The sequence below is a fragment of the Ruegeria sp. CDSC045 genome (assembly GCF_059610725.1).
In genome coordinates this window covers 104,217-124,872 of record NZ_JBXWOE010000012.1, presented here as the reverse complement: position 1 = coordinate 124,872, position 20,656 = coordinate 104,217, and the positions used below count along the sequence as shown (strand labels likewise).

The window sequence follows — 20,656 nt, the reverse complement described above, 5'->3', positions numbered from 1 at the left end:
CAAGAGTGGCATAAAACAGGTGGCAAAATCAAAAAGGCCCGCACATGGCGGGCCTTTCTGCGTTATCCTGTGCCGCCTTACTGCGGAATCTCACCTTCCAAGCCTTCGACATAGAAGTTCATGCCGGCCAGTGTACCGTCGTCTGCAGTCTCGCCTTCGGCCAGCCAGTCACTACCGTCCTGCTTTTTCAGCGGTCCGGTGAAGGGGTGGTATTCACCCGCGGCCATAGCCGCTTTCAGCGCCAGTGCCTCTTCTTTGACGTCAGCGGGAACCGCGTCCGAGATTTCGCCGATTGCAACCATGCCTTCGCGGATGCCATCCCATGTATTGGCGCTTTCCCATGTGCCATCCATGACGGCCTGGGTCCGTGCAATATAGTAGGGCGCCCAGTCATCGATGATCGACGAGACGCGCGGGTACGGAGCGTATTCGCTCATGTCCGAGGCCTGGCCGAAAGTGATGACGTTGCCCGCCTCTTGCGCAGCTGCTTGCGGTGCGGTCGAGTCGGTGTGCTGCAGGATCACGTCCGCGCCCTGTTCGATCAGAACAGTGGCGGCATCTGCTTCTTTCGCCGGATCGAACCAAGTGTAGGCCCAGATGATCTTGAACTCGACATCCGGGTTGACCTTCTTGGCGTGGATATAGGCCGAGTTGATTCCGCGGACCACTTCGGGGATCGGATAGGACCCGATATAGCCAACAATGTTCGACTTGGTCATCTTGCCCGCGATATGGCCCTGTACCGCACGACCTTCATAGAAACGTGCCGAATAAACCGAAACGTTGTCGGCTGTTTTATAGCCGGTCGCGTGTTCGAACTTCACGTTCGGGAATTTCTTGGCCACGTTGATGGTCGGATCCATGTATCCGAACGAGGTGGTAAAGATCAGGTCTGCACCTTCCAGCGCCATCTGGGTCATCACCCGCTCTGCATCCGGGCCTTCGGGCACGGATTCAACAAACACGGTTTCGACTTTGTCGCCGAACTCTTCCTCAACCGCCAGACGGCCCTTGTTATGTTCATAGGTCCAGCCGCCGTCGCCCACCGGGCCGACAAATACAAAGCCGACCTTGGTTTTGTCTTCGGCTATGGCAGTAGTTGCCAAACCCAGCGCCATGGCGGCGCTTGCCAGAAATGTAGTAATTTTCATGTGTTACTCCCCAAGTTGGTTCAGTTGTCCCCGTCTAATGCGAGGCATGGAATATCCGGCCGAGTGAGGCAGGTGCGCTGCTTTTGTCGGCGGAAAGGATCACAAGCACAAGGATCGTGATGATGTAGGGCGACATTGCCAGATACTCGACCGGGATGGCAACGCCCGCTGCCTGCAAATTCAGCTGCAACACGGTGATACCGCCGAACAAATAGGCACCCAGCAGGGCGCGCCATGGCTTCCAACTGGCGAAGACGACCAAGGCCAGGGCGATCCAGCCGACACCGGCTGTCATGCCCTCGGTCCACTGTGGCACCCGGATCAAGCTGATATAGGCCCCACCCAGCCCGGCACAGGCACCGCCGAACAGGATCGCCATGATGCGGATCTTGATCACCTTATAGCCAAGCGCATGCGCCGCATCGTGGTTTTCACCTACCGCGCGCAGGATCAGTCCGACGCGAGTGTATTTAAGCGTAGCCCAGACAGCCGCTGTCAAAGCGATGCCGACATAAAGGATCGGGTCATGCTGAAACAGGATCGGGCCGATCACCGGAATATCGCTGATCACCGGGATATGGATATCGCCCATGCTGGGGGGTTTGACCCCCACATAGCTTTGACCGAGCAGGGCGCTGAACCCTAAACCAAACAGAGTCAGCGCCAGGCCGCTGGCAACCTGATTAGCCAGCGCCACCTGCGTCAGCAGCACAAACAGCAGGGACAGTACTGCACCGCCTATGGCGGCGGCGACAAAGCCCAGCCAGGGCGACCCAGTCTCGACCGAGATCGCAAAACCGCTGATCGCGCCAACGATCATCATGCCCTCTACGCCAAGGTTCAGAACTCCTGCTTTTTCGACGACCAATTCACCGATCGCGGCCAGAAGCAGGGGAGTTGCAGCCACCATCAGTGACGCGACCAGAAGTACGGGATTAATCTCACCAAGGTCCATGATTACGCCACCTCGCTACGGGCCGCACGGATGCGGTAGTTGGTCAAAAGGTCGAAGGCCAGCAGGAAGAACAGCAGCATCCCCTGGAATACTTGAATGGCCGCGGCAGGAAGACCCATTTGGGACTGCGCAATTTCACCACCGATATAGGTCAACGCCATTAGGCCACCGGCTAGCAGGATGCCCACCGGATGCAGTCGACCCAGAAAGGCCACGATGATCGCGGTAAAGCCATAGCCGACGTTAAAGTCGATGCTGACAACACCCGAGGGGCCCGAGACTTCGAACATCCCCGCCAGCCCGGCCAGTGCGCCTGACAGGCCAAGACAGAACAGGATCAGTCGTGCTGGGTTTACCCCGGCGAATTTGGCTGCGCGCGGGGCCTCACCCGTCAGGCGGATGTGAAAGCCCAGCATGTGCCGGTTCAGCAGGATATAGGAAAAGATCACGGCTATCAGTGCGGTCACAACGCCCCAATGCATCCCCGATCCTGCGATCAGCTCGGCATTATGCGCACTCTCATAGGATTGCAGATTGCGTGAACCCGGAAAACCGAACCCTTCGGGGTTTTTCAGCAGTCCCAGCGAGACCGAGGCCATCATCTGTTCAGCCACATAGACCAGCATCAGCGAGACCAGAATTTCATTGGTGCCAAAGCGCACCTTCAGAAAGGCCGGAATAGAGGCCCAGAGCCAACCGCCAAGCGCACCTGCCATCACCATGATCGGAAAGACATACCAGGCATCCAGCGGGTAAAAGGCCAGCCCGGCCCCCGCACCAAAGATGGCGCCCATGATATACTGACCCTCGGCGCCGATGTTCCAGATACCGGCGCGGAAGCCTAACGACAGGCCAATCGCAATCAGCACCAACGGCGCGCCCTTCACCAACAGCTGCGGGCGGTAATAAAAGGCGAATTCACCGAACAGAGGCTCCCAGAAAATGGTGCCGATGGCCTGAACCGGGTTTTTACCCAGGACGGCAAACAATATGCCGCCAAACAGCATCGTCGCCAGTACCGCCACAAGCGGGGTCGCATAAGACCACGCCTTGGACGGCTGTGGCCGTTTCTCCAATACAATCATCTGCTCACACCCCCGTCGTCATATTTTGTTTTGCATCAGACATGGGCTACCTCCATGCCATGTGCACCACCCATCATCAGGCCGATCTCATCCACGGTCAGACCCGTGGTTGTGCGTGGCGCGCTGAGCCTGCCTTCGTTCAGGGCGGCAAAGCTGTCCGAGATTTCCATCAATTCGTCCAGATCCTGGCTGATGCAGACCACCGCCGTGCCCTTGGCGGCAAGGTCCAGAATGGCCTGCCGGATCGACGCAGCGGCAGCGGCGTCCACCCCCCATGTGGGTTGGTTCACGACCAGCACATCGGGGTTCTGCAATACCTCGCGCCCGATCACGAATTTCTGTAGGTTGCCGCCTGACAATGACCGGGCCGCATTCTCGGGCCCCGGCGTGCGCACATCAAAGGTGCTGATGATCTTTTCAGCAAAGCTTTTGGTTTCTGCCCATTTCAAGAACCCGTTTCTTTCCAACCCTTCGCGGACCGATCCGGTCAGCAGGGCGTTTTCGGTCAGGCTCATGTCTGGGGCGGCTGCATGTCCCAACCGCTCTTCGGGGGCGGTCAGTACGCCCAGCTTGCGCCGTGCGGTTGGGCCCAGTTTGCCAATCGGCTGGCCATCGAATTTGATCGCATCGACAGCTGTCTGGATTTCGCCAGACAGGACACCCAGTAGTTCGTCCTGTCCGTTGCCGGCAACACCGCCAATTCCCAGCACTTCGCCCTTGCGAACTGTCATGTGGACATTCTTCAGTGCGGTGCCGAATTCAGACGGTGAGGGCACGGAAAGCCCGCTGACATCCAGCGCGACCTCGCCGAACTCGCGGCCTCCGCGCTCAGGTGTTTGCAGGGTTGAACCGACCATTAACTCGGCCATCTCCCGGGCCGAGGTTTCAGACGGAACGCATTCGCCCACATTCTTGCCCAGACGCAGGATCGTAGCGTGGTCGCATAGGGTGCGGATTTCTTCAAGCTTGTGCGAGATATACAGGATCGATGTGCCTTCAGACCGCAATTTATTCAGCGTTTCGAAAAGGATATCGACTTCTTGCGGAGTCAGAACACTGGTTGGTTCGTCCATGATCAAAAGCTTTGGATCCTGCAGAAGGCAGCGAATGATCTCAACCCGTTGGCGTTCCCCCGCAGACAGGTCGCCGACTGTACGAAAGGGGTCCAGCGGTAGGCCGTAGGTTTCCGAAACTTCCCGAATGCGCGAGGCCAGGTCGCCCATTGGCGGCGGGTTCTCCATCCCCAATGCGATGTTCTCGGCCACGTTCAGCGCGTCGAACAGCGAAAAATGCTGAAATACCATCGCGATTCCGTCAGCACGCGCGGCGCGCGGCTCGGGCGGAGCAAAGGGTTGGCCACGCAACAGCATGTTGCCGCTGTCTGGCTTCACCAAGCCATAGATCATTTTGACCAGCGTGGATTTCCCCGCGCCGTTTTCGCCCAACAGGGCATGAACTTCGCCCTCACCGATGTCAAAGGACACCTGATCATTGGCCACGACGCCGGGATAGGCTTTGGTCAGTCCTTGCAAACTTAGCAGTGGAGTGGTCACGCGCTCAGATCCTTCTTCAAATTGTTTTGCCCGATCGGGCGCAGCAGTTGTGCTGCGACGCCCACGGCAATCATCTGCGGGTGCTTGCCCAGGCCCGGGTCGCCAATCGGGCAGGTGATCCGGCTGATCCGATCGGGCGAGTGCCCCAGCGCCGCCAGCCGAGACCGGAACCGCGCCCATTTCGTAGCCGAGCCGATCAGCCCCGCAAAGCGGAAATCGTGCGAAAGCAGACGGTTGCACAATTCCAAGTCCAGATTGTGTGAATAAGTCAGCACCAGATGTTCAGCATCACGCGGCGCATGCCGAACCAGTTCCGCTGGTTTCGCGGCAGGGACGGCGGTGACTCCGTTCGGTACGGTTTCCGGAAACCGCTTGGATCCTGTATCGACCCAGGTGATTGCGAGATCGGGCAGCGGTGACAGGACATCCACCAAGGCGCGACCGACGTGACCCGCGCCCCAGACCCACAGTGCACGCGCGGGTTTGTGGACCGGCTCGACCATCCAGCCTTCGATCAGCTGTGCCTCTGGTGCAATCCCCTGTCCGCGGGCTTCGGTCAACAGGCGTTTGACCGACAGTGGCATGTCCTGGCCCGATGTTGGTCGCGCGATGATGCTGTCGTCCAGATCGTTGATGTTGTTGCGGTCATAGACCTCGCTTAGCAAGGAAACAGCGCCACCGCAGCACTGGCCCATGTCGGGGCCGAGCGCGTGATGGGTCAGACGCGATTGGGCGGTATGTATCCGCGCCGCTTCGGCTGCCTGAAACTCAAGTGTGCCGCCGCCGATCGTGCCGGATTGCCCGTCCTGCCAGACCAGCATTGCGGCACCAACCTCACGTGGGGACGAGCCCTTGATCCCGGCGATGACTACCCGGATCACGCGCCCATGGGTTTTGACCGCCTCCCTCAAAGTCTCAAGGTCAAATCCCATCAGTCGTCCCCCTTCATCCTTTGGACACCATGCCAGACTTCTTCTGCCGTGGCGGGGGCATCCAATGCGGGGTAGCTGTTTCCGCAGGCCGCCACCGCATTCGACAGTGCCAGCCAGGCGGATATCCCAAGCATGAATGGAGGTTCGCCTACTGCTTTCGAGCGATAGATCGTGTCCTCACGGTTTTCAGCCTCCCAAAGCGCAACGTTGAAGATGTCGGGGCGGTCGGAACAAGCCGGGATCTTGTAGGTCGATGGCGCATGGGTGCGCAGATTGCCTGTGCCATCCCAGACGAGTTCTTCGGTCGTCAACCAACCCGCGCCCTGCACATAGCCACCTTCGACCTGACCGATATCCAGCGCAGGGTTCAGCGACGCGCCCGCGTCATGCAAGATATCCGTGCGCAAGATGCGGTTCTCACCGGTTAGTGTGTCCACGGCAACTTCGGTGATCGAGGCGCCATAGGCGAAGTAGAAAAACGGACGACCTTGGCCTTTGATCCGGTCCCATTCGATCTTGGGTGTCTTATAGAAGCCGGTGGCCGAAAGGCTGATGCGGCCCTGATAGGTCAGCGCAGCCGCTTCGGCAAAGGTATAGCGTTCCTCACCAACCGAGACATGGCCATCGGCGAACACCACGGTCGACGAATCCGCCTGATGCCGCTCGGACAGATACTCTGCCATCCGGTCGCGGATCGTGTCACAGGCGGCTTTCACCGCCATGCCGTTGAGATCGCTTCCCGAGGATGCCGCCGTTGCCGAGGTGTTCGGCACTTTGGCCGTGTCTGTGGCGGTGATCTTCACCATCTCTAGCGGAATACCAAAGCGTGAGGCGGCAACCTGGGCCACTTTTTGAAACAGGCCCTGGCCCATCTCGGTACCGCCATGGTTCAGGTGCACGGACCCGTCCTGGTACACATGCACCAGCGCGCCGGCCTGATTCAGATGGGTCAGAGTGAAGGAAATGCCGAACTTGACCGGAGAGAAGGCGATGCCCTTTTTGATCACGCTGTTCTCGGCATTCCATTTCTGAATTGCTGCCTTGCGCGCGGCATAGTCGCTGGAATTCAACAAGGCTTCGGTCATGCCGTGAAGTTCGAAATCTTCGACTTCCATGCCATAAGGGGTGGTGTTTGGCGTATCGCCGCCATTGCGATCAGGGGCATGGTCATCGGTACCCGCCGGGGCAGCGTAATAGTTCCTGCGGCGCAGTTCGACCGGGTCCAGACCCAGCTCATGCGCGGCGTGGTCCATGACGCGTTCGATTCCAACCATACCCTGAGGGCCTCCAAACCCCCGATAGGCGGTGGCAGATTGGGTGTTGGTTTTCAGCCGGTGACTTTCGATCCGCGCATTGGGCAGCAGATACGCATTGTCGGAATGCAGCATCGCCCGGTCCGCGACGGGCAGCGACAGGTCTTGTGCCCATCCGCATATGGCATGGTGCAGAAAGGATACCCCCTGAATATGCCCATCCTGATCGAACCCGGCCCTATAGCCAATGCGAAAGGCATGCCGCTTACCGGTGATGATCATGTCGTCATCGCGGTCATAGCGCATCTTGCAGGCTGTGCCGGTTGCCCGCGCAGCCACTGCGCAGGAAACAGCCAGAGCGTTGCCCTGGCTTTCCTTGCCCCCGAACCCGCCGCCCATGCGCCGGGTTTCAACGCGCACAGCATGCATGGGAACGCCCAGAGCTTCTGCCACTTTGTGCTGAATCTCAGTTGGGTGCTGGGTCGAGCTGTGGACCAGCATATCAGCACCCTCATTCGGCACCGCCAGTGCAGCCTGACCTTCCAGATAGAAATGCTCTTGCCCGCCAAGCTCAAAACTGCCTTCGATCACATGCGCCGCGCCTGCGATGGCGGCGTCTGCATCACCTTTGGTGTAGATGCGCGGGCCGTCCTCGAACCGACTGTCGGCGGCCAGCGCCTCTTCAATCGTCAGAATTGGTGTTTCTTCAGTATAGTCGATCTTGCCCAGTCGTGCAGCTTTGCGCGCGGCCAGATGGCTGGTGGCGACAACCAAAAATACGGGCTGCCCGATATAGTGGACAGAGCCGTCCGACAACAAAGGTTCATCGTGAATGGACGGTGAGACATCATTCGCAAAGGGCAGGTCTTCGGCGGTCATCACCATGACGACACCGTCGGCGGCTTTGACTGCAGACAGGTCAATCGCGGCGATTGTGCCCTTGGCGATGGGACTGAGACCAAAGGCCAGATGCAACGTGCCTTTTGGTGTTGGGATATCGTCCACATAGCGGGCCGAACCGGACACATGTAGCGGCGCGGCGTCATGAGGCAGTGGTTTTGTCACGCTCATGCCGACACCTCCAGCACATTGGTTACCTGGCCCTGATCTTCAAGGAAATAACGTTCCAGCATCGCTTTCGCCGTCTCAAGGCGGTAATGAGCCGAGGCGCGCATATCTGACATTGGCGCGTAATCCTCGGCAAACATCGTCAGAGCGGATTGAACGGTAGCAGCTGTCCATGGCTTGCCGGTCAACGAAGCTTCGACTTGAGTGGCGCGTTTCGGAACGCCCGCCATGCCGCCAAATGCGATGCGCGCCTGAGTGACGGTACCTTCTGCAACGGTAATGTTGAAACACCCACAAACGGCCGAAATATCCTGATCAAACCGCTTGCTGAGCTTGTAGCATTTCAACCGATCCGCTTGGCGCGGGAAGCTTACGGCTTCGACGAATTCTCCGGATACGCGATCCTGTTTTCCATAGTCGATGAAGAACTCTTCCAAGGGCAGCGTTCGCCTTGTGTCGCCTTTGCGCAGGTGCAGGCTGGCGCCCAGGGCAATCAGTGCAGGCGGGTTGTCACCGATTGGTGACCCATTGGCGATATTACCGCCTACGGTTGCGGCGTGCCGCACCTGTACGCTGGCATAGCGGCGGATCATTTCAGCATAAGAGGGGTGCAGATCGCCCAGCGCTTCGCCCATGCGGTTCATATCGACCATGGCACCAAGGCGAATTTCATTGTCAGTAACCGTGATCTGTTTCAGATCATCGCAACCGTTCATGAAGATTACTGTTTTCAGGTCGCGCAACTGTTTGGTGACCCAAAGGCCTACATCGGTCGCGCCAGCGACCAGGGTGGCCTCTGGGTGTTCGGCATAAATGGCGGCAAGCTCGTCCGAGGACCGCGGCAGCATAGGAGACGCGGCGGGTGCTGCGTCAGGCTTGTCCTTGACCCAGACGGGAACAGGGTGCTTTTCGGCGGCTTTGGCGGCACGGATAATCGGCGCATAGCCCGTGCAGCGGCACAGGTTCCCGGCCAGCTGTGTGTCGTGATCGGTTGCACCATTCGCATGCCCGGCCACCATCGACATTACAAAGCCGGGGGTGCAAAAGCCACATTGCGACCCGTGCAGATCAACCATTGCCTGCTGAACCGGGTGGGCCTTCCCGTCCGGGCTGCTGGCGCCTTCGACGGTGCGCACCGCTTTGCCGTGGAGCTGAGGCAAGAACAGAATGCAGGAGTTCAGAGCTTTGGCTCCTCCCTGATCCGTCACCATGACAGTGCAGGCACCGCAATCACCTTCGTTGCAGCCCTCTTTGGTGCCGGTCAGAGAGCGATCCTCGCGCAGCCAATCCAACAAGGTGACTGTCGGATCGACATTCGCCAACTCCACTGTCTCTCCGTTCAGAAGAAACGTGATATCCATTCGTGAAACCCGTCGCGTTACCGAATTGCGCCTCTGAATGCTCTCCTTCGATGCGACGTAGAAAGAGTGCGGGCGGATAGCTTGCCACTAGATGTTAGAAACAGCGCAGCCAATCTGGCAAGAAAAACCACGCTTCTGATGTATCATTTCATTGGTCCGATCCTTGTGTTTCATGTGGTTTCGATGTTCATCACCTTGAAACTAAACGGTTTTGTAGCATGTTTCACCCTCAGAGTCCGAAGCACCTTATGGATTTCCCGAACAATCAACGCATGTTTTTTTGGCAATCCGAACCTACGGTTCAGGCTTTTGTACCATCACCGGCTGCGATAGCGTGGGCGGCATGAGCAGCACTCCACGATTCATCCACCTCCGTGTTCACACCGAATATTCCCTGCTGGAAGGCGCCGTGCGGCTGAAAAAGCTGCCTGGTCTGTGTGAAAAGTTTGAGATGCCCGCCGTCGCCGTCACGGACACCAACAGCATGTTCTCTGCGCTGGAGTTTTCGGTCACCGCTAGCGGGGCGGGTGTTCAGCCGATCATGGGGTGCCAGGTCGATCTGACCTATCTGCAGGCGCAACCGGGCGAGAAAGCGAAAGCCCCCGCGCCGCTGGTGCTGCTGGCGCAGTCAGAGGTCGGGTATGAAAACCTAATGAAGCTCAGCTCTTGCCTGTATGTGGACAAGGGCGGGCAGTTGCCGCAGGTGACATTGGATGAACTGGCAGAGCGCTCGGATGGTCTGATCTGCCTGTCTGGCGGCCCCGACGGACCGGTGGGGCGCTTGTTGCAGCAAGGGCAGCGCCCAGCGGCCGAGGTCTTGGTGGATCGCCTTGCAACCATGTTCCCGGATCGTCTGTATGTCGAACTACAGCGCCATCCAGGCGAGGGTGGTCAGCCCGAGGCCGAACGTCTGACCGAGCGCGGCCATGTTGAAATGGCCTATGCCAAGAACCTTCCGCTGGTGGCTACCAACGATGTCTACTTCCCGACCACGGACATGTACGAAGCGCATGATGCGCTGATCTGTATTGCCGAGGGCGCTTATGTCGATCAGCAGGATGGCCGCCGCCGTCTGACCGCACAGCATTATTTCAAGTCGCAGCAGGAAATGGCGACCCTGTTCGCCGATCTGCCCGAAGCAATCGAAAACACGGTCGAGATCGCCAGGCGCTGTGCGTTCATGGCCTATCGCCGTGATCCGATCCTGCCGAAATTCGCCGATGACGAGGTGGCCGAGCTGCGCCGCATCGCCAATGAAGGTCTGCAGAAACGTCTGGCCGTGATCCCGCATGCGGTAACCCCTGAAGAGTATCAGAAGCGGCTGGATTTCGAACTGGACATCATCGAGGGCATGGGGTTTCCGGGTTATTTCCTGATCGTTGCCGATTTCATCCAATGGTCAAAGGATCAGGACATCCCGGTTGGGCCGGGGCGGGGCTCGGGCGCGGGGTCGCTGGTGGCCTATGCGCTGACGATCACCGACCTTGATCCGTTGCGTTATTCGCTGCTGTTCGAACGTTTCCTGAACCCCGAACGGGTATCGATGCCTGACTTCGATATCGACTTTTGCATGGACCGCCGCGAAGAGGTGATCCGCTACGTGCAGCAGAAATATGGGCGCGACAAGGTTGGGCAGATCATAACTTTTGGCGCGCTGCTGTCGAAGGCCGCCGTGCGTGACATCGGGCGGGTTTTGCAGATGCCATACGGGCAGGTGGATCGCCTGTCCAAGATGATCCCGGTGGAAGGCGTCAAACCCGTCTCCATCGAGAAGGCGTTGAAAGATGAACCCCGGCTGCGGGAAGAGGCGCGTAACGAGGAGGTTGTGGACCGTCTGCTGACTTATGGCCAGCAGGTCGAGGGGCTGTTGCGAAACGCGTCGACCCACGCGGCTGGTGTGGTGATTGGCGACCGTCCGCTGGATGCGCTGGTGCCGCTGTATCAGGATCCGCGTTCCGACATGCCTGCGACCCAATTCAACATGAAATGGGTAGAACAGGCCGGTCTGGTTAAATTCGACTTTCTGGGTCTGAAAACCCTGACCGTGATCCAGAATGCGATGGATCTGATCTTCAAATCCGGGCGCGACCTGCATATCGCTGCTGATGGCACCGAGCTGTACGAAGCCGCCGAAGGGGCCGCGAACCAGATTAACGCCATCCCGCTGGATGATGAAGCGACTTACAAACTCTACTCAGCGGCCAAGACCGTAGCGGTGTTCCAAGTGGAATCCTCGGGCATGATGGATGCGCTCAAGCGGATGAAACCGGATTGTATCGAGGATATCATCGCCCTCGTCGCGCTATACCGTCCGGGCCCGATGGAGAACATCCCCAAGTTCTGCGAGGTCAAGAACAAGCTGAGCGAACGGGACACGCTGCACCCTTCCATCGACCATATCCTGGACGAAACCCAAGGCATTATCGTCTACCAGGAACAGGTTATGCAGATCGCTCAGGAAATGGCGGGCTATAGCCTTGGCGGAGCGGATTTGTTGCGCCGCGCGATGGGTAAGAAAATTCAGGAGGCGATGGATGCCGAGCGGCCTAAGTTCCTCAAAGGCGCTGCTGAGAATGACGTGGACGAGGCTAAGGCGACCGAGGTCTGGAACCTGTTGGATAAATTCGCCAACTATGGCTTCAACAAATCCCACGCTGCCGCCTATGCCGTGGTCAGCTATCAGACCGGCTGGTTGAAGGCGAACCACCCGGTCGAGTTCATGGCCGGGGTCATGAACTGCGATATCCATCTGACTGACAAGCTGGCGGTTTACTTCGAGGAAGTCCGCAAAGGGTTGGAACTGCCTTACATACCGCCCTGCGTGAACCGCTCGCAATCCACGTTTGACGTGGTGGATCAGCATCTGGTTTACGCGCTGGGCGCGTTGAAAAACGTCGGCGTTGAGGCGATGAATTTGGTAGTAGAAGGACGTGCAGGCAAACCGTTCGTCAACCTCTTCGACTTTGCCCGCCGCGTTGATCTGAAGAAGGTCGGCAAGCGGCCCTTGGAAATGCTGGCGCGTGCTGGCGCGTTTGATGAACTCGACAAGAACCGCCGCCGCGTCTTCGAAAGCCTTGATCCGCTGGTGCAATATTCAGCTGCGATCCACGATCAGAAGAACTCGAACCAAGTATCGCTGTTCGGCGAGGCGGGCGACGACCTGCCCGAGCCACGCCTTTCGCCGACGCCGGACTGGTTGCCTGCCGAGCGTTTGAGCGAAGAGTTCAAGGCCATCGGATTTTACCTGTCCGGCCACCCGCTGGATGATTATATGCCCGCCCTAAAACGCAAGCAGGTACTGACACTGGATGAGGTGATGGAAAAGGCACGCTCGGGTCCGCTGATCGCCAAGATGGCCGGTGTAGTGGCTGGGCGGCAGGAACGGAAATCTGCGCGCGGAAACCGGTTTGCCTTTGCCCAACTTTCTGACCCTACAGGTGCCTATGAGGTCACACTGTTTTCCGAAACGCTGGAGAAATCCCGTGAGTTTCTGGAAACCGGTGCACAGGTGGTGCTGACCGCCGAAGCAACGATGGAGGCCGATCAACTCAAACTGCTAGGCCGGTCCGTCGGGCCGGTAGATGCAGTCGTGGCCGAGGCAGGGGCGACCGGGCTGCGCATTTTTGTTGATCAGCCGCAGGTTCTGCCCACAGTTGCCAAAGTTCTGGAAGATGCCGCTGGCGCAGCCAAGGGGGCTGCGAAAGGGCCTATCCATCTGTGCCTGCTTGATCCTGGCCTGCCGGGAGATGTCGAGATGGACCTTGGCCAGGAATTCCCGATCAACCCGCAGATCAAAGGGGCGATCAAGTCGCTGGACGGTGTGATGTCGGTCGAGGAAATCTGACCGCCCCGGAAAAGTTGCCTGACATTCGCCCGCCGGGTAGGCTGAGGACTGAAAGAGATTTTCTGGTGATGCCACAGGAGGGCAACCATATGACGATCCCACATTTCGGTTTTCGAACATTGATATTGGCCGCGTCGATGGCCTTGGTCACAGCCTCGGCAAGTGTGGCGGACAACAAGAAGAAAAAGAACACCATCGAAGGCGCGTTGATCGGGGCGGGCGTCGGTGCTTTGATTGGTGATGGCAAGGGCGCGGCAATCGGCGGCGTGGCCGGGGCCTTTATTGGGCATAACTGGAAATGATTGCGATGCGTGTGACCCAAATGAAAACCGCTCTCGCAAGCCTGTGCATGATCGTTCCGGGCATGGCCATCGCCGATGAAACTGCTGAACAAATGGTTCAGGACGCATTGCCCGTCATGTATCATACATGTGCAACGGTGGTTGAAGAGGCGGACGGTGATGAGGCCTATATCTTTGCGGTTGTCGAGAAGATGACAGCGCTGTCGATCTATAACCGCCAGATTGATATCAATGATCACGCAAGCACGGACGAGGACAAAGCGAAACTGCGCGAGACATTCATAGCCGCATTGAGAGAGGGCTGCGCCGAGGACCAGCATGCCCTGTTGGGCGGGGTTGTCGACAATGCGGTGAAAACGACGCTCGGCTTGTAATCGCTCAGTAATGCGGCGGGCGTTCGTCTCCTAGGATGATGCCGCCTGATCCTTCTTGTGCCCGTTCACCTTCGCGGCGCATCAGCACCTCAACCCGGCGGGTCAAGTTGTCGATCTCATCCTGCTGGCGCGTGACGATTGTGTTCAGATCTTCGACCGTGCGGGTCAGATGGGCGATCTGCTCTTCCAGATGTTGCATTGGAAACTCCTGTCTCGGGCCGGTCATAACGGCACCGGCTGTGCAAGGCCAGCGAAAGCGCGCCTTGCCCCGAAACGGGCCATGGGATAGACCGCGCGCGGAACACTTAACGCCCAAGGACGCCCCAAATGGCCAAGCCCAAGAAACAGCCCCGCCCTAAGGCCGTAACGCCGAAGGGGTTTCGCGACTATTTTGGCGAGGAAGTTACGCAGCGCACCGAGATGCTGCGGACTATCGCGGGTGTCTATCATCGCTATGGCTTTGATGCTTTGGAGAGCAGCGCGGTCGAAACGGTCGAAGCGCTGGGCAAGTTCCTGCCTGACGTAGATCGTCCGAACGAAGGCGTCTTTGCCTGGCAGGAATTTGATGAGAACGACAAGGGCGATTGGATGGCCCTGCGCTATGACCTGACCGCGCCATTGGCCCGCGTCTATGCGCAGCATCGCAACGATCTGCCGACACCGTATCGCCGCTTTGCGATGGGTCCGGTCTGGCGCAACGAAAAGCCAGGCCCGGGGCGGTATCGTCAGTTTTATCAATGTGATGCGGATACGGTGGGTACCGCATCAATGGCGGCGGATGCCGAGATTTGCGCCATGTTGTCGGATACGCTGGAAGAGGTCGGAATTGATAAAGGTGACTATCTGATCCGCGTCAACAACCGTAAGATTATGAATGGCGTGCTTGAAGTGATGGGGCTGGGTGATGATCCGGCGGCACGGGAAAACGTCCTGCGCACAATCGACAAGTTCGATAAGGTGGGCGAGGCCGGTGTGCGAGAGTTACTAGGCAAAGGGCGTCTGGATGCATCGGGTGCATATATCGATGGCGTTGGGCTTCAAAAAGAGCAAATAGATCGCGTCACCCAATTTCTTACGGCGCGACGACGACTGGATGATCTCGGCCCAGATGACGATCCAAACTTCGGCTACAATGAATCTGTCTTGAACACAATTATGAATTTGGTATCGGAGTCTCGTGAAGGCATAGATGGCGTAAGAGAGTTGATGGAAGTAGTAAATCTGCTTTCTGCTCAAGGTTATGGCCCAGACCGTATCGTCATCGACCCATCGGTCGTGCGTGGCCTGGGCTACTATACCGGCCCGGTCTATGAGGCCGAGTTGACCTTTGATATCTTGGATGAGAAAGGCCGCAAGCGGCAGTTCGGCTCTGTCGCAGGCGGTGGGCGCTATGACGATCTGGTCAAGCGTTTCACTGGACAGGAAGTGCCAGCGACCGGTGTCTCCATTGGTGTCGACCGCCTGTTGGCTGCTCTGCGCGAAAAGGGGCGGATCAGCGCACAGGCCAAGGGGCCGGTGGTTGTCACCGTGATGGATCGCGACCGCATGGCGGATTATCAGGCCATGGTGGCCGAGCTGCGCAATGCCGACATCCGGGCCGAGGTGTATCTGGGCAACCCCAAGAATTTCGGCAATCAACTGAAATACGCTGACAAACGGAACTCACCCATTGCCGTGATCGAAGGCGGCGACGAAAAGGCAAACGGGATCGTGCAGATCAAGGACCTGATCCTTGGTGCAAAGATCGCCGAAAGCGCCACGCTTGAGGAATGGAAAGAACGCCCAAGCCAGTTCGAAGTGCCGCGCGGTGATCTGGTCGCCAAGGTGCGCGAAATTCTGGACAATCAGGACTGAGCCATGGCCAACCGTACTCAGATACAGACGCGCGCAGCAATGATGCGGGTGCGTTTTGAGACCGCAGGTGCCCGGGTTGTTGATCCGCCTCTGTTGCAACCGGCTGAAACGTTGCTGGACCTCTATGGGGAAGACATTCGCGCCCGTGCTTACGTGACCTCGGATGCGCTGCATGGTGAACAAATGCTGCGCCCGGATTTCACGCTGCCGGTGGTGCAAATGCACATGTCCGACGGTGCCGAACCGGCGCGCTATACCTATTCGGGTGAGGTGTTTCGACGGCAGGAACACGATCCGGATCGCGCGAATGAATATATCCAGGTCGGGTATGAGGTGTTTGATCGCACCGATCCGGCCAGTGCCGATGCCGAAGTGTTTTCGCTGTTTGCGCTGCAACTGCGTGGGTTGCCCCTGCGGGCGGCAACCGGGGATATCGGTATTCTGACCGCTGCTGTCCAGGGGCTGAGGACTTCCGACCGGCGCAAGGCGGCCCTGATGCGCCATCTGTGGCGGCCCCGCCGTTTTCGCGTCTTGCTGGACCGTTTCGCTGGGCGCAAGCCGGGGCCAGAAGGACGCAAGACCTTACTCGAGGCTGCTGACCCTTTGGCAACCGACGCGCCTATGATCGGCAAGCGCCGCGCCTCTGAAATTCAGGCACGGATCGAAGCCCTGCGTGAGGATCGTGATACCCCACCGATTTCCGACAACGAACTGGCCGGGTTGGAAACCCTGCTGAACGTCCGAGAAACCATGCCCTTTGCGCTTGAACAGCTGCGCGACGTGGCGGTGGACTTGCCGCAGATCACCCCGGCACTGGACCGGCTTGAGGCGCGGATCGCGGCCTTGCAAGCGCGCGGCGTGGATGTGGACAGGTTGGATTTCGAAGCGTCTTATGGCCGGACCTCGATGGAGTATTATGATGGGTTTGTCTTTGGTTTCTACGCCGAGGGCCGGCCGGATTTGCCGCCCATTGCCACTGGGGGGCGCTATGATGCACTGACCCGCCACTTGGGCAAAGGGGCAGAAATTCCGGCCGTTGGCGGCGTGCTGCGCCCGGACCTGATGCTGGAGATTGAGGAGGACGCGCAATGAGCCTGAAACTGGGCGTGCCTTCAAAGGGCCGGTTGATGGAAAAGACCTTTTCGTGGTTCGAAAAGCGCGGCATCACGCTGTCTCGCAGTGGGTCGGACCGCGAATATGCCGGTAAGGTGGAAGGGATCGAGGGTGTCTCGCTGATCCTGTTATCGGCGGGGGAAATTCCGCGTGAACTGGCCGCTGGTCGCATTCATCTTGGCGTCACCGGAATTGATCTGGTGCATGAAAAACTGCCGCGCTGGGAACAGCAGGTCGAAGAAGTATCTCCGCTTGGGTTTGGCAAGGCCGATCTGATCATCGCTACGCCAGCCTGCTGGGTCGACGTGGACACGCTTGATGACCTTGATGCGGCGGCAGCGGCTTTTCGCAAGACCCACGGCCACCGCCTGCGGATTGCCACCAAATACCACCGGTTGGTGCGTGAATTTCTGACAGATGCGGGCGTGGCCGATTATACGCTGGTCGACAGCCAGGGGGCGACCGAAGGCACGGTAGTGAATGAAACCGCCGAAGCGATTGCCGATATCACATCAACGGGGGAAACCCTGCGCGCCAACCACCTGAAAATCCTGACAGACGGGCTGATCCTGCAATCGCAGGCAACCCTATGGCGCAGCCGGGTGGCCAAGTATACGGACGAAGACAAAGATGTTCTGACTGAGGTGCTCGACCGTCTGGCCTGATTACAGCACGCCGATATCCGCCAGCGCGCGGTTCAGATCATCGGGCAGGGCATCGTCCTGCGCGCGGGTTTTTGGCAGATCGGCGGGGGTGTCCTCGGGTTTGAGATAACGCCACCCCTGAAAGGGGCGTTTCAGGGCGTTCTGGGTGCGATGAACCTCAGGATCCAGAATAATGGCGCAGCGGCGAATGCCGTCATCCCCGATCACTTCGTCCATTCGTAGGATGCGCTGACGGCATTGCACAACGCCTTTGATCACCCAATAGATTGATCCGCCATTCAGAATCTCTGCCTCGCGTTTGGGCCACATGCGTGTCACGTGGCGCGGCAATCCGTCCTCGTAAAGAGGCATGCGACTCTCCTGCCATGCGATCAGCGTGTCGACGCTTTCTGATCCGACGGACAGTTTTATGAGGTTTACGTACTTATCCACAGCTTTCCCACAGAGTCGTCCCAAGGCTACCTTTATATTGTAGCCTTCTGCACCGCTTCATCAAGGTGTTGTGGTGAAGGTGCGAATTGGGCTAATCTGGATACCTCTTTCAAGACAGGGAATCACCAATGAGCCGCTTTGCCGCCCCCATCGCCGAGCAGATCTGGGACATGAAATACCGCTTTAAACAGGCGGATGGAACGCCCATAGACCAAACGGTTGAAGACAGCTGGCGCCGTATCGCTCGCGATCTGGCCCGCGTGGAACAGGACCCTGCTCATTGGGAAGACAAGTTCTTTGAGGCGTTGGAGGATTTCAAATATCTGCCCGCCGGACGCATCACTGCCGGTGCGGGCACTGCGCGCCGGGTGACCCTGTTCAACTGTTTTGTCATGGGAACCATACCAGACAGCATGGGCGGTATTTTCGATATGTTGAAAGAGGCCGCGCTGACCATGCAGCAGGGTGGGGGGATCGGTTATGATTTCTCAACCATTCGTCCGCGTGGCGCGGATGTACACGGGGTGGCGGCGGACGCCTCGGGGCCGCTGAGCTTTATGGATGTGTGGGACGCGATGTGCCGCACGATCATGTCTGCGGGGTCGCGCCGCGGAGCGATGATGGCGACCATGCGCTGCGATCATCCCGATATCGAGCAGTTCATCACCGCCAAATCCGACCCGGCCCGTCTGCGCATGTTCAACATGTCGGTTCTGGTGACAGATCCGTTCATGGAGGCAGTCAAGGCCGATGGTCCGTGGGAACTGGTGTTTGATGGCAAGGTCTATCACACCATCCAGGCCCGCGATCTTTGGAACAAGATCATGCAGGCCACTTACGACTATGCCGAGCCAGGTGTGATCTTCATCGATCGGATCAATGCGGCCAACAACCTCAGCTATGTCGAGACCATCGCGGCGACGAACCCCTGCGGCGAACAGCCCCTGCCGCCTTATGGCGCCTGCCTGCTGGGCTCGATCAACCTGGCGCGTCTGGTGGCCGGACCGTTCGAGGATGCCGCACATCTGGATGAGGCCGCGCTGCAAGAGCTGGTCGCCACCGCCGTTCGCATGATGGACAATGTGGTCGACGCCTCGAAATTCCCGCTGGCCGAACAAGAGGCCGAGGCGCAAGATAAACGCCGCATTGGTTTGGGTGTCACCGGGCTGGCCGATGCACTGTTGATGCTGGGTCTACGCTATGGCTCTGACGAGGCGGCGCGTCAGACCGAGCGCTGGTTGCACGCAATCGCCCGCGCCGCGTATCTGGCGTCGGTCGATTTGGCAAAGGAAAAGGGGGCGTTTCCCTTGTTCGAAGCCGAGAAATACCTGGCCAGCGGCACAATGCTGCAGATGGATGACGACGTACGCGCTGCGATCCGCGAACACGGCATCCGCAACGCGCTGCTGACGTCGATTGCCCCGACGGGGACGATTTCCCTGTACGCGGGCAACGTCTCTTCGGGGATCGAGCCGGTCTTTGCCTATGCGTATACGCGCAAGGTCCTGCAAAAAGATGGCTCACGCACCGAAGAAGAAGTCGTGGATTACGCCGTTCAGATGTGGCGCGACAAGTTTGGTGATAAGGACCTGCCCGACTATTTCGTCAACGCGCAGACGCTGCCTCCGTCTGATCATGTCAAGATGCAGGCGGCGGCACAGAAATGGATCGACAGCTCGATTTCCAAGACGATCAACTGCCCCGAGGATATCAGCTTTGACGCTTTCAAAGATGTCTACATGCAGGCTTGGGATCAGGGCTGCAAAGGGTGCACGACCTATCGCCCCAACGATGTGACAGGGTCGGTTCTGACCGTATCAGAGAGTGCCGACAAAGCTCCTGGAGAAAGCGCGGATGCGCCGCACGAGGTTGATGGCGGCGATGTCATCTATATGTCTGAACCGCTGGACCGCCCACAATCGCTTGAGGGGTCAACATATAAGTTGAAATGGCCCGACAGCGAGCATGCGATTTACCTAACCATAAATGACATTGTCATTGGCGGCCGCCGTCGTCCGTTCGAGGTATTCATCAACTCCAAGAACATGGAGCACTATGCCTGGACGCTTGCGCTGACCCGCATGATCTCGGCTGTGTTCCGTCGGGGCGGTGATGTGTCCTTTGTGGTCGAGGAACTCAAGGCGGTATTCGACCCGCGCGGCGGGGCCTGGGTGAAAGGCAAATACATCCCCTCGATCCTGGCCGCGATTGGCGGAGTGATCGAGCAGCACCTGATCAATATCGGCTTCCTTGAGGGCGAAGGGATGGGGCTGAAATCCGACCCTCAGGCGCAAGTGGTCAACCTCGACGGCCCCCGCGGCAAAGCCTGCCCGTCCTGCGGTCAGTTCGACATGGTGATGATCGAAGGATGCATGACCTGCCGTAGCTGCGGTCACTCTAAATGCGGGTGAGCTGAAGTAGTGGATTCTGTTGTGTGTGGCGTGTCACATGACATGACCTAAACGTCTCAATAGATTGTTTGGCAGATTACATGGGAAAACGGCCTCGGATTATCTTCCGGGGCCGTTCGTAAGGCTAACAGGGACAGACGAATGAGATGCGCTGGGCTGAAGACATTATTAGGCTTTGGTACGAGGGTCGGAAACCGGAATTTCGCTGCGTTGACAACTTGGATCAGTCTTAGTGAAAAAGCCGACATCCAACACGTTTGATTTAGCATCATGAAACCATCTGATTTCGGGGATCAAGTTTCT

At 58.4% G+C, this 20,656-nt stretch carries 16 protein-coding genes; 7 read left to right on the top strand and 9 right to left on the bottom strand.

All coding sequences use genetic code 11. From position 1 onward, the window contains the following. Positions 1–77: 77 nt before the first annotated feature. Genes AC2FH6_RS18440 through xdhA form a run of 7 tightly spaced genes read right to left on the bottom strand, consistent with a single transcriptional unit; the run spans position 78 to position 9,358 of the window. On the bottom strand, positions 78–1,151 hold the full coding sequence (locus AC2FH6_RS18440) for a BMP family ABC transporter substrate-binding protein (RefSeq protein WP_281973637.1): 1,074 nt from the start codon (positions 1,149–1,151) through the stop codon (positions 78–80). 34 nt (positions 1,152–1,185) lie between these two features. After that, on the bottom strand, positions 1,186–2,106 hold the full coding sequence (locus AC2FH6_RS18435) for an ABC transporter permease (RefSeq protein ID WP_142638949.1): 921 nt from the start codon (positions 2,104–2,106) through the stop codon (positions 1,186–1,188). Between the two features lie 2 nt (positions 2,107–2,108). After that, a complete protein-coding gene (locus AC2FH6_RS18430; protein WP_142638948.1) occupies positions 2,109–3,191 on the bottom strand; it encodes an ABC transporter permease in 1,083 nt (360 codons plus the stop codon). 35 nt (positions 3,192–3,226) lie between these two features. Then, positions 3,227–4,744 carry an ABC transporter ATP-binding protein gene (locus AC2FH6_RS18425; RefSeq protein ID WP_496703853.1) on the bottom strand — a complete coding sequence of 506 codons (1,518 nt, stop codon included), beginning with the start codon at positions 4,742–4,744 and terminating at the stop codon, positions 3,227–3,229. Beyond that, on the bottom strand, positions 4,741–5,676 hold the full coding sequence (xdhC, locus tag AC2FH6_RS18420; protein ID WP_496703852.1) for a xanthine dehydrogenase accessory protein XdhC: 936 nt from the start codon (positions 5,674–5,676) through the stop codon (positions 4,741–4,743). The genes AC2FH6_RS18425 and xdhC overlap by 4 nt, the downstream gene beginning before the upstream one ends. Then, positions 5,676–8,000, bottom strand: coding sequence for a xanthine dehydrogenase molybdopterin binding subunit (gene xdhB, locus AC2FH6_RS18415; protein WP_496703851.1), 2,325 nt, complete (start codon positions 7,998–8,000; stop codon positions 5,676–5,678). Before xdhB ends, xdhC begins: the two co-directional genes overlap by 1 nt. Next, positions 7,997–9,358, bottom strand: a complete 1,362-nt coding sequence (gene xdhA, locus AC2FH6_RS18410) for a xanthine dehydrogenase small subunit (protein ID WP_496703850.1) — start codon at positions 9,356–9,358, stop codon at positions 7,997–7,999. Before xdhA ends, xdhB begins: the two co-directional genes overlap by 4 nt. 343 nt (positions 9,359–9,701) lie before the next feature. On the opposite strand from xdhA, the gene dnaE reads away from it, so the two are divergent. The 3 genes from dnaE to AC2FH6_RS18395 all read left to right on the top strand — a co-directional run bounded on the left by dnaE (position 9,702) and on the right by AC2FH6_RS18395 (position 13,878). Further along, complete coding sequence (gene dnaE / locus AC2FH6_RS18405) at positions 9,702–13,202, top strand: DNA polymerase III subunit alpha (protein WP_496703849.1); 3,501 nt, start codon at positions 9,702–9,704, stop codon at positions 13,200–13,202. A gap of 89 nt (positions 13,203–13,291) precedes the next feature. Continuing rightward, positions 13,292–13,504, top strand: a complete 213-nt coding sequence (locus AC2FH6_RS18400; protein WP_271952544.1) for a YMGG-like glycine zipper-containing protein — start codon at positions 13,292–13,294, stop codon at positions 13,502–13,504. Between the two features lie 20 nt (positions 13,505–13,524). Continuing rightward, the gene (locus tag AC2FH6_RS18395; RefSeq protein WP_271952542.1) at positions 13,525–13,878 is read left to right on the top strand and encodes a hypothetical protein; all 354 of its coding nucleotides are present in this window, start codon (positions 13,525–13,527) and stop codon (positions 13,876–13,878) included. A gap of 4 nt (positions 13,879–13,882) precedes the next feature. Here AC2FH6_RS18395 and AC2FH6_RS18390 read toward each other — a convergent pair whose 3' ends face one another. Next, the gene (locus AC2FH6_RS18390; RefSeq protein WP_142638896.1) at positions 13,883–14,077 is read right to left on the bottom strand and encodes a SlyX family protein; all 195 of its coding nucleotides are present in this window, start codon (positions 14,075–14,077) and stop codon (positions 13,883–13,885) included. Between the two features lie 128 nt (positions 14,078–14,205). Between AC2FH6_RS18390 and hisS the strand changes: the two genes are divergently transcribed. Genes hisS through hisG form a run of 3 tightly spaced genes read left to right on the top strand, consistent with a single transcriptional unit; the run spans position 14,206 to position 17,510 of the window. Beyond that, on the top strand, positions 14,206–15,732 hold the full coding sequence (gene hisS, locus AC2FH6_RS18385) for a histidine--tRNA ligase (protein WP_496703848.1): 1,527 nt from the start codon (positions 14,206–14,208) through the stop codon (positions 15,730–15,732). Between the two features lie 3 nt (positions 15,733–15,735). After that, positions 15,736–16,824, top strand: coding sequence for an ATP phosphoribosyltransferase regulatory subunit (locus AC2FH6_RS18380; protein WP_142638892.1), 1,089 nt, complete (start codon positions 15,736–15,738; stop codon positions 16,822–16,824). Then, positions 16,821–17,510, top strand: a complete 690-nt coding sequence (gene hisG, locus AC2FH6_RS18375) for an ATP phosphoribosyltransferase (RefSeq protein WP_496703847.1) — start codon at positions 16,821–16,823, stop codon at positions 17,508–17,510. Before AC2FH6_RS18380 ends, hisG begins: the two co-directional genes overlap by 4 nt. On the opposite strand, the gene AC2FH6_RS18370 is transcribed toward hisG, so the two are convergent. Then, positions 17,511–17,942, bottom strand: coding sequence for a DUF1489 family protein (locus tag AC2FH6_RS18370; protein ID WP_281973647.1), 432 nt, complete (start codon positions 17,940–17,942; stop codon positions 17,511–17,513). 128 nt (positions 17,943–18,070) lie between these two features. Here AC2FH6_RS18370 and AC2FH6_RS18365 point away from each other — a divergent pair, with 128 nt between their 5' ends. Next, positions 18,071–20,353 (top strand): adenosylcobalamin-dependent ribonucleoside-diphosphate reductase, encoded by a 2,283-nt coding sequence (locus AC2FH6_RS18365; RefSeq protein WP_496703846.1) that lies wholly within the window; start codon positions 18,071–18,073, stop codon positions 20,351–20,353. The last annotated feature ends 303 nt before the right edge of the window (positions 20,354–20,656 follow it).